The 1,210-nt window shown below is 63.5% G+C and carries 3 pseudogenes; all 3 read left to right on the top strand.

Going from position 1 to position 1,210, the window contains the following annotated elements:
• Window positions 1-144 (top strand): annotated as a pseudogene (locus tag IVB12_RS38305) (IS21-like element helper ATPase IstB); the annotation flags it as partial.
• Window positions 145-266: 122 nt separating this feature from the next.
• Window positions 267-608 (top strand): annotated as a pseudogene (locus IVB12_RS03375) (IS21 family transposase); the annotation flags it as partial.
• Between the two features lie 10 nt (window positions 609-618).
• Window positions 619-1,120: pseudogene (locus tag IVB12_RS03370) on the top strand (ATP-binding protein); the annotation flags it as partial.
• Window positions 1,121-1,210: the final 90 nt, after the last annotated feature.

Here is a 1,210-nt window from a genome sequence, read left to right as displayed (position 1 = left end):
CACCACGACGATCACGCCACCCGCGCTCGTCTCGCCTCCGCTATCCCGGCCAGCTCCGACGAGACGAGCGCTACCAGCAAAACCCGCCGCGCGAAGGGGTCAAAATTGGACGCCGATGAGGGGTCAAAGTTGGAAGCCGATTGACATCCCGTCCCCGCGGTAGCTATCTGGTAGCTAGCGCTAGCTGACCTCAGCGACGAGTAGATTAAGTTGCTGATTTTGTTGGTACAGTTGGGTGGGCTCGAACCACCGACCTCCTGTTCCACAGCCACAGGCGCTATGCCGACTGGACCATCGCGCGGATCCGACGCGAGGCGGCGACGGTCGGTCCTTCAACCGCGTTCCTGTGCGATCTGATCCTGGAATATCGGTCGCATCCCGAACAAGGCTTCAGGGCCTGCCTCGGCATTGTCCGCCTGGTGCGCCCCTTCGGTGCCCAACGCCTTGAAGCCGCGGCGACACGGGCGATCGAGATCGGCGCCAGGACCTACGGCTCGGTCAAATCCATTCTCGACAACAATCTTGATCGCCAGGCGCCGCGCCAGCGCGCCGCCGAGGAGCCGGCGATCCTTCATCCCAATATCCGCGGCGCGCGCTACTACAACTGAAGGACCGCCCATGCTCACCCATCCCACTCTCGATCAGCTCAACCTCCTCGGCCTTGTCGGCATGGCCAAGGCCTTTACCGAGATCGAAGCCTCGCGCGAGGCCGGAGCCATGAGCCACGCCGAGTGGCTCGGGCTTCTGCTCGACCGAGAGAGCACCCATCGCTATGACCGAAAGCTGCTGCGGCGGCTGCGCTATGCCCGTCTGCGTCACCAGGCCGCCATTGAAGACGTCGATTACCGCGCCGCGCGAGGCCTTGATCGTGGACTCTTCCAGAAGCTCGCCGAAGGCAGCTGGATCGATGCGCACGACAATCTGATCATCACCGGTCCAACGGGCGTCGGCAAAAGCTGGCTCGCCTCGGCCTTGGGCCACAAGGCCTGTCGCGATGACCGCTCCGTTCTCTATCAGACGAGTACCGAAGCTCTTCGGCGATCTTCAATTGGCCCGCGGCGACGGACGCTATGGCCGGCTCTTCCGCGCCCTGGCCGGCGTCCAGCTGCTCATCCTTGATGGTGTGGACGGCCTCACCTCAACGGCATCATAGTGCCAAGCGTGGCCGCCAGGGAGCCACAAAGAAGGGAGACCGTCCGCGATGAAGTTT

Source organism: Bradyrhizobium sp. 179 (assembly GCF_023073535.1).
GTDB lineage: Bacteria > Pseudomonadota > Alphaproteobacteria > Rhizobiales > Xanthobacteraceae > Bradyrhizobium.
The sequence above is the reverse complement of the archived record's forward strand: the minus strand, read 5'-3'. Positions and strand labels throughout refer to the sequence as shown.